This window comes from Bradyrhizobium valentinum (genome assembly GCF_001440405.1).
Classification (GTDB): Bacteria; Pseudomonadota; Alphaproteobacteria; order Rhizobiales; family Xanthobacteraceae; genus Bradyrhizobium; species Bradyrhizobium valentinum.
In genome coordinates this window covers 1-7,878 of sequence record NZ_LLXX01000233.1, presented here as the reverse complement: position 1 = coordinate 7,878, position 7,878 = coordinate 1, and the positions used below count along the sequence as shown (strand labels likewise).

Genomic DNA, 7,878 nt, shown 5'->3' with positions numbered 1-7,878 from the left:
GATCATAGGATGCGTGGCATCTAGTTCGCCGCGGCTCCCGACATCTGGGATTTCGCCCATCGAATGTTACGGAACAATTTGTCGGGAGCCTTGGGCCTCGACTGGCCTACTCATCCGCTCTGCTCCAGACGTTACGATCAGACTGCGCTTAAGGTGGTGGAGCGAGCGCTGGATAAGGACCGTTCTCGCGGTCTCGTCTGGCACACTCAGGGCAGCGGCAAGACGTTCACAATGATCAAGGCTGCCGAGCTGTTGTTCAAAGCCCAGGACGCGGAGAAGCCCACCATATTGCTGATGATTGATCGCAATGAGCTCGAAGATCAAATGCTCAAGAACCTTGCTGCGGTCGGAATGGCCAATGTGGCCCACGCTAACACAATGGCGGAGCTGCTTCGTCTACTGCGGCAAGACTATCGTGGCATCGTGGTTTCGATGATCCATAAGTTCCGCGACATGCCAGCAAACGTAAACGAGCGTAAAAACATCTTCGTATTGATTGACGAGGCGCATCGCACGACCGGCGGCGATCTTGGCACGTTCCTGATGGCCGGTCTACGTGATCGTCCATGAGCTGCTGCACCTCGCAGTGCCAAACCATGGCAAGCTCTGGAAGAGCCTGATGCGGGCTCATCTCGGCGACTATGAACGCTGCGAGAAAAAGTTGAGGTCGATGGGCTATGCCGAGCTAGATGGCGACAATTAGCACTCCTTCAGAAAACGCGCTCCTCGGCCACCCGATATCCCTCAATCGTCGAAGAGCATGGACGGGTGCGTAGCTCGGATAATGTATCTTCTTCTGCGGCGCGTTGTGGGCCAGTCAAGCAATGCTCGCGTTTTGAATTGGACGTTGTGACGAGCCCACTCATTCCCCTCAACGACGTCAAGAATGTACAAAAGGTCGCTAACCGTATCCAGGAAGCTGGGCAACTTCGCGATGACCGCTTCCGGCATCTCACCACTATGCGTTAGCTTGTTTCGGTGCTTCGCAAGCTCTTCTGCCTCCTTAAAGAGCGGGCGCAACTTGCCCCACTCTGCCAGGCCAACCCCTTTGGCCGCATGCAGTTGCGGCAGGTAATCACGCAGCATTTTATTTACTGGGGGCGCGGGAGCCTCCATCATGAGCCATTCCGTCTCTGGCGCTAGCCTTGCGATATGCGTTTTTATTCCAGCTTCCAGAGCACTAGCAGCAAGCAGCAATGCACTGCGAGGCGCAGCACGAACTGCCCCTTGAGCCTCTCTCAGTAGCTCGTGACCGAGAGGCTCGGCGGCCTCGACTTTCGCCCAAAGATCGCGAAAGTCACGCTCGTCCGCCTCCTCCCACTCGATGCCCGCGGGTGATCTACCAATCGACGTTTGTTGTCTTCTGCCCACGATATAGTACTCGCCCGATGGCGAGGTGCGCCAATACAAGGCGGGGTCCCACTCGAATACGTGATGAGGGCCATCGATTTCCTGTTGCCATCTGAGCAGCTTGAAGAACCTCTCGGCAGTTGAACGCAGATCGTTAGCGGCAGCATCACAAATGTTCTGTAACTCTGGGGGATATAGCTCCAGCGGAACCCCGAACCCTTCGGCTATTTTCCCGGACCCATTAATTAGCTCCTGCTTGTCACGGAGTAAGGGCAGCTCAATTTGAACTCCTGGGTACATTTTGAAACGCTTGTCGATCAGCGCTGAGGCAAACTCCCAGAGTTCGGGATCAACCATCCTGCTGCTGAGGACGCGGCAGTCCAAGCCATGATGGGAACCGCTGCCGTCCTGTTCCGGCTCGCGAGGCTTAACAGAGATGTGCACCGGGGGGACGTCAGCTTGGAACGTCACTCCATCAGGGCGATGGGGATTGAAGAAGAAGCCACGCAGGTCGGCCACAAGTAAGAAATGAAGTTCGCGAACTTCTGACACGCGGAAGACCTTTCCATGAGTGGAGTGGGTCCACTCACACCCGTCCTTCACGTGTACTTCCAGGACGAAAATTTTGACAGAATTCTGAGAAGCAATCGCTTTTCCTTGCGGGCATATTTACCCCCCGGTGGGGGGCTATCCATTGCAATGCGAGGATCACGGCGGACCGCGATAGCGGCCCCCTCGGCAACTTGCTCCGACCGCAGGCGCAGATGCGAAAGCCCGGTTTGCCCAGGGTGCTCAGGGCTGACCAGTGCTCACAAGGGTAAGCCCTAGTGAGCGAGCGCGGTCTCTAGAAATACGAGCATCGATTTGGCCCGACCCCCGAATCAGTCCAGAGCTCACGCTGTTAGTTGAGGATGAGAGATTCTGGCGGGGATAAATTCACTTGTCGGAAGCATCGGCCTGGGATGCGGGCTTCCTTGCAAAATCCGTAAAAGACCAATAATTTTTGCACGGTAAGCAGCGGCTAAGTAGTGGCGCGCCCGAAGAGATTCGAACTCCTGACCCCCAGATTCGTAGTCTGGTGCTCTATCCAGCTGAGCTACGGGCGCGTTTTCGCTTGGCATTTGGGCCTCAGGGCCCGGATGCATCCGATAAAGGCTCGGACGGTCGCGAAAGAGCGCTTTAGCTACCCGCTCCGGCCTCGCTTTGCAAGGTCTCGGAAAGCAGGTTCTGACCGGCGAGTCCGAGGCAGTTAACCTGCTGTCATTCCGTGGCGGACGGCAGCGGGAAGCTGGAATCTCCCTGCAATCACATCGGGATTCTGGGTTCGATGCTTCGCATCGCCCCGGAATGACGCGGAAATAGCCCCGTCTTACGCCCGCGCCCGCTCGTTGCGGACGCTCTGGAGTTCCACCGGGCGGTCCGGAATTGATATCCGGAAAGTGGCGCCGATGGTGCCTTCGACCAGATGGATGTCGCCGCCATGGGCGCGGACCAGTTCGGCGGCGATCGCAAGGCCCAACCCGCTGCCGCCGGAGCGGCTGGAAGTCTGGAACGCCTCGAACAGATGCTCGCGCGCCTTCGCCGGCACGCCGGGACCGGTGTCGGAGACCTCGATAATGGCGACCGAGCCTTCGCGGCGGCCGGTGATGCGGATCTGCAATGTCGTTGCGTCGCCCTTGGCGCTTTCCAGCGCCTGCGCGGCGTTGCGCACCAAATTGAGCAGCACGCGAAACAGTTGGTCGGGATCGGCATCGATCGAAAGCCCGCGCTCGATTGCGCTGATCCAGGTAATCGAGGCATCGACAGCAAGGCCTGCCGATTCGCGAACCTCCGCAACCGCAGGCTCGACCAGGATCATGCGGCGGTCGGGCTCGGCTTCCTGGGCGCGACCATAAGAGAGGGTCGACTGGCAGAAATCGATGGCGCGCTCCAGCGAGCGCATCAGTTTCGGCGCAAAGCGCTGCACCCGCGGATCCGGCACGCTGGCGAGTTGGTCCGACAGCAGTTGCGAGGACGCCAGAAGATTGCGCAGATCGTGGTTGATCTTCGACACCGCGAGACCGAGCGCGGCGAGCCGGCTCTTCTGGGAGAGCATCGAGACGAGGTCGCGCTGCATGTCGGACAATTCACGTTCCACCACGCCGATCTCGTCGCCGCGCTGGCTCGGAACGATGATGCGCGCCGCGCTTTCCGGGTTTTCGTGGAAGCCGACGAGATTTGCAGTCAGCCGCCGCATCGGCCGCACGAACAGATAATGCAGCGCGAGGTAGACCAGCCCCGCGGCGAGCATCGCGATCCCCAGCGAGACCAGCAGCAGATTGCCGGAGAAGCGGTACATCGCCTGCCGCAGCGGCTTTTCATCGACCACGACCTCGATGAATTGCGCGCCACCGGGCGCGGCCCCGACCACGCGAATGGTCTGGTTGCCGGTGTCCAGCATGGTCTCAAAGGACTCGACGATCGCGGACCACACCGTCAGGGTCCGCAGGTCGATATCGCGGTCGATCGCCGCCGGCAGGTCGGCGCTGGCGAGCAGCCGGCGCTGCTGCCCCATCTTGATGGCGACCGCGCGTGCGCCGACGCTGGTCAGGATCTGCCGCGCCAGCGAATCCGGCACCATGCCGAGCGGCGCGGCATCCAGCACCAAGGCCGCGGTGTTGGCCGCCGCGAGGCGGTCGTTCAGTCGATTGGTCCAGAAATTCGCGATCGAAGGCACGTAGATCATCAGGAGTGCGATCATCACGAGAGGAATGGTCAGCAGCAAAAGCTTGCCGGACAGGCCGAGCCGCCGCGGGCCCGAGGCCCGCGGCGCTTGAGGAGTCGGCTGGTCGGTCGCTGACACGATAGCTGCCTTGATCTCTCTGCTTTTGGAGCCCGCCGGACCCAGGCCGCACCGCCCCATAAGTGCGTTACTGTGATTCCAAGGATGCGTTTGGGCCACCGAGCGGTCAAATTACCGATCGCTAATGTCCGGTGGTTCCGATGGTCCGGGCACGCCGCCGTCTCGCCCCTAAAAACCCCGCGAAAACAGATATATTCGCCCCAATTGCGACGTTTCAAAGAACGGCTGACGCGGCCACCGCCGACATTGACGAAAACAGGTCGCTCCCGTATAAGCCGCGCCAACTGTCCGCGATGGCCCGGTTCCACCCGGGGGCGGCTCGTTTGGGCCGTAAATGGCCCTTTTTCGGGCCGGCCCGCATCACCGGACGCATCTCAATCCAACAGGCACATTGCCCGGTCAGCGGAGAACTACCCGTGAAGCGGACTTATCAACCCAGCAAATTGGTGCGCAAGCGCCGTCACGGCTTCCGCGCCCGTCTCGCCACCGCCGGCGGCCGCAAGGTTCTCGCCGCTCGCCGTGCGCGTGGCCGCAAGCGTCTGAGCGCCTGAGCCGGATCTTCCGGAGATTTCATTCATGGATCGGCTGAGGCAGCGGGCGGACTTTCTCGCCGTTGCCAATGGCACACGGGCTAACAGCGCTGCCTTCGTGGTGCAGGGCCGCCGGCGCGACGATGACGGGCCGATCCGGATTGGTTTTACCGTTACCAAAAAGAACGGCACCGCCACCGAGCGCAATCGCATCCGGCGCAGGCTTCGCGAACTGGTGAAGCGGCTGGACGTCATATCCATGCGACCGCACCATGATTATGTGCTGGTAGGCCGCCGGGCCGCGCTCACCCGCGACTTCGCAACCATGCTCGACGATCTCCGCTCGGCGCTGCATCGCCTCGACCGGCAGCCGACCAAACATCCGAATTGAATGGCGAGACCTCAAAAACGATGACCGACAATCGCAACACCATCCTCGCCGTCATTCTGTCCGGCCTTGTGCTGATCGCCTGGCAGTATTTCTACAACGTGCCGCAGATGGAGCGGCAGCGCGCGCAAAGCCAGACCCAAGCCGAACTCGCCAAGCCGTCGCCGCAGACGGCGCCGGGATCGACCACGCCACAACCAGGCTCGGCGCCATCAGCCACGACGCCAGCCGGCCAGCCGGGCGCGGCTGCGCCCGTCGTCAGCCGCGACGCCGCGATCGCTGCCTCGCCCCGCATCAAGATCGAGACGCCGCGAGTTTCGGGCAGCATCTCGCTGAAGGGCGCGCGCGTCGACGACCTGTCGCTGGAGAAATTCCGCGATACCGTCGATCCCAAATCGCCCGCGATCGTGCTGTTCTCGCCATCGAACACGGCGCATCCCTATTATGCGGAGTTCGGCTGGGTCGCGGCCTCGGGCTCAACAGCGCGGCTTCCCGACCGCGAGACTGTGTGGCAGCAGGAGGGCTCCGGCAGCCTGACGGCCGACAAACCGGTGACGCTGAAATGGGACAATGGCGAAGGCCTTACCTTCCGCCGCACCATTGCGATCGACGACCGCTATCTCTTCACCGTCAAGGACGACGTCACCAATGTCGGCAGTGCACCGGTGACGCTCTATCCGTTCGCCCTCATCTCTCGGCACGGCACGCCGGAAGTCTCCGGCTACTACATCCTGCATGAAGGCCTGATCGGCTATCTCGGCGAAAAGGGCCTGCAGGAACACGGTTACAAGGCCGTCGCTGAGGCGCCTGTTCTGGGCAATGGCGGGCGGGGCTTCGAGTTCAATATCACGAATGGCTGGCTCGGCATCACCGACAAATATTGGGCTGCGGCGCTATTGCCCGATACGTCGGCGCGCCTCAAGGCTCGCTTCCTCGCTGAACCGGGCGCCAAAGTTCGTTATCAAGCCGATTACCTGCAGGATCCGCAGACGATCGCGATCGGCGGCACCGGCACCGCCAATGCGCGGCTGTTTGCCGGAGCCAAGGAAGCCGGCGTCGTCGGCATCAACTTCCCGCTCGCCGGCCACGGCGGCTACAACAAGCAGCTCGACCTCAACCACTTCGACCTGTTGATCGATTGGGGCTGGTTCTACTTCATCACCAAGCCGATGTTCGTGCTGCTCGACTATTTCTTCCACCTGTTCGGTAATTTCGGCGTCTCCATTCTGCTGGTGACCGTGCTGATCAAGCTGCTGTTCTTCCCGCTCGCCAACAAATCCTACGCCTCGATGGCGAAGATGAAGTCGGTGCAGCCGCAACTGGCGGCGCTGAAGGAGCGTTATCCTGACGACCGCCAGAAGCAGCAGCAGGAGATGATGGAGATCTACCGCAAGGAGAAGATTAACCCGGTCGCCGGTTGTCTTCCCATCGCGCTGCAGATCCCGGTGTTCTTCTCGCTCTACAAGGTGCTGTTCGTCACCATCGAAATGCGCCACGCGCCGTTCTATGGCTGGATCAAGGACCTCTCGGCGCCCGACCCGACCAACCTGTTCAACCTGTTCGGTCTGCTGCCCTTCGATCCGACGCACATACCGGTAATCGGATTTTACCTCGCGCTCGGCGTCTGGCCGATCATCATGGGCATCACGATGTGGTTCCAGATGAAGCTGAACCCGACACCGCCCGATCCGACCCAGAAGATGATCTTCGACTGGATGCCGCTGATCTTCACCTTCATGCTGGCGGGCTTCCCGGCGGGTCTGGTGATCTACTGGGCCTGGAACAACCTGCTCTCGGTGCTGCAGCAGAGCTACATCATGCGCAAGAACGGCGTGAAGGTGGAGCTGTTCGACAACATCAAGGCGACGTTCGCGCCTAAGAAGGCCGTCGAGAAGACGTGACATGACATCGTCATTCCGGGGCGATGCGAAGCATCGAACCCGGAAACTCGAGATTCCGGGTCTGGTGCTTACGCACCATCCCGGAATGACGGAAGAGGAAGCGCCGCGTTGTCCCGCGATGACGGCTGGAAAGATCTTCGCATGACCGCCGAGACTGATGCGAAGCTGATCGAAGAGGGACGAAAACTCTTCGCCGGCGAATGGAAGTTCGTCTGGGCCTCGCCCTCGATCGAGACGCTGCCGCCGATGGCAAGCATGGAAGTGGCGTTCGCCGGCCGCTCCAATGTCGGTAAATCGAGCCTGATCAACGCGCTCACCGGCCGCAATGCGCTGGCGCGCACCTCGCATACGCCGGGCCGTACCCAGGAACTGATCTTCTTCGAAGGGCCGGACAAGTCCGGGCTGCGGTTGGTCGATATGCCCGGCTATGGCTACGCCTCGGCGCCGAAAACCAAGGTCGCCTCCTGGACCAAGCTGATCCATCAGTTCCTTTTGGGACGCGCCACGCTGGCGCGGGTCTACGTGCTGATCGACGCGCGCCACGGCATCAAGGATGTCGATCAGGACGTGCTGAAGACGCTGGATAAATCCGCTGTGAGCTATCAGGTGGTGCTGACCAAGGCGGACCAGGTGAAGCCGCTCGAGCTGGAAAAGCACATCTCCGAGACCATGGCGGCGCTCGCCAAGCACCCGGCCGCGTTTCCGGAAGTGCTGGTGACGTCCTCGCGTTCCGGCGCCGGCATGCCGGAATTGCGCGCCGCGATGGTGCGCCTGCTCGGCGAGCGCGCCTGATGGCCCGCGCCGGCCGCATCCTGATCGTGCTGGCCGCCGTCATGGGCGCCGACGGCGTCATGCTGGCGGCGGCCT

At 61.2% G+C, this 7,878-nt stretch carries 8 protein-coding genes and 1 tRNA gene; 6 read left to right on the top strand and 3 right to left on the bottom strand.

Features of this window, described 5'->3' with window-relative positions:
- Positions 1–63 precede the first annotated feature (63 nt).
- Together CP49_RS40215 and CP49_RS44040 are read left to right on the top strand one after the other, a co-directional pair.
- A complete protein-coding gene (locus tag CP49_RS40215; protein WP_082646478.1) occupies positions 64–570 on the top strand; it encodes a DEAD/DEAH box helicase family protein in 507 nt (168 codons plus the stop codon).
- Positions 557–703 (top strand): YgjP-like metallopeptidase domain-containing protein, encoded by a 147-nt coding sequence (locus tag CP49_RS44040; RefSeq protein ID WP_197423367.1) that lies wholly within the window; start codon positions 557–559, stop codon positions 701–703. Before CP49_RS40215 ends, CP49_RS44040 begins: the two co-directional genes overlap by 14 nt.
- 41 nt (positions 704–744) lie before the next feature.
- Here the strand turns inward: CP49_RS44040 and CP49_RS40210 are convergent, their stop codons facing one another.
- The 3 genes from CP49_RS40210 to CP49_RS40200 all read right to left on the bottom strand — a co-directional run bounded on the left by CP49_RS40210 (position 745) and on the right by CP49_RS40200 (position 4,252).
- On the bottom strand, positions 745–1,902 hold the full coding sequence (locus CP49_RS40210) for a hypothetical protein (RefSeq protein ID WP_156438915.1): 1,158 nt from the start codon (positions 1,900–1,902) through the stop codon (positions 745–747).
- A gap of 477 nt (positions 1,903–2,379) precedes the next feature.
- Positions 2,380–2,456 (bottom strand) — tRNA-Arg (locus tag CP49_RS40205).
- Positions 2,457–2,719: 263 nt separating this feature from the next.
- A complete protein-coding gene (locus CP49_RS40200) occupies positions 2,720–4,252 on the bottom strand; it encodes a sensor histidine kinase (protein WP_082646477.1) in 1,533 nt (510 codons plus the stop codon).
- Positions 4,253–4,608: 356 nt separating this feature from the next.
- Between CP49_RS40200 and rpmH the strand changes: the two genes are divergently transcribed.
- From rpmH to yihA, 4 genes are all read left to right on the top strand, one after another.
- Positions 4,609–4,743 carry a 50S ribosomal protein L34 gene (gene rpmH / locus CP49_RS44035; RefSeq protein ID WP_008542748.1) on the top strand — a complete coding sequence of 45 codons (135 nt, stop codon included), beginning with the start codon at positions 4,609–4,611 and terminating at the stop codon, positions 4,741–4,743.
- A 25-nt stretch (positions 4,744–4,768) separates the two neighbouring features.
- Positions 4,769–5,113, top strand: coding sequence for a ribonuclease P protein component (gene rnpA / locus CP49_RS40195; protein ID WP_057855614.1), 345 nt, complete (start codon positions 4,769–4,771; stop codon positions 5,111–5,113).
- Between the two features lie 20 nt (positions 5,114–5,133).
- Positions 5,134–7,011 carry a membrane protein insertase YidC gene (gene yidC, locus CP49_RS40190; protein WP_057855617.1) on the top strand — a complete coding sequence of 626 codons (1,878 nt, stop codon included), beginning with the start codon at positions 5,134–5,136 and terminating at the stop codon, positions 7,009–7,011.
- Between the two features lie 141 nt (positions 7,012–7,152).
- A complete protein-coding gene (yihA, locus tag CP49_RS40185; RefSeq protein ID WP_057855613.1) occupies positions 7,153–7,803 on the top strand; it encodes a ribosome biogenesis GTP-binding protein YihA/YsxC in 651 nt (216 codons plus the stop codon).
- The last annotated feature ends 75 nt before the right edge of the window (positions 7,804–7,878 follow it).

What these genes read in the sequence shown, in the direction of transcription:
- CP49_RS40215 (WP_082646478.1), top strand. Translation starts at nt 64, where the DNA reads ATGTTACGGAACAATTTGTCGGGAGCCTTGGGCCTCGACTGGCCTACT.
- yihA (WP_057855613.1), top strand. Translation starts at nt 7,153, where the DNA reads ATGACCGCCGAGACTGATGCGAAGCTGATCGAAGAGGGACGAAAACTC.
- yidC (WP_057855617.1), top strand. Translation starts at nt 5,134, where the DNA reads ATGACCGACAATCGCAACACCATCCTCGCCGTCATTCTGTCCGGCCTT.
- CP49_RS40200 (WP_082646477.1), bottom strand. Translation starts at nt 4,252, where the DNA reads ATGGGGCGGTGCGGCCTGGGTCCGGCGGGCTCCAAAAGCAGAGAGATC.
- rnpA (WP_057855614.1), top strand. Translation starts at nt 4,769, where the DNA reads ATGGATCGGCTGAGGCAGCGGGCGGACTTTCTCGCCGTTGCCAATGGC.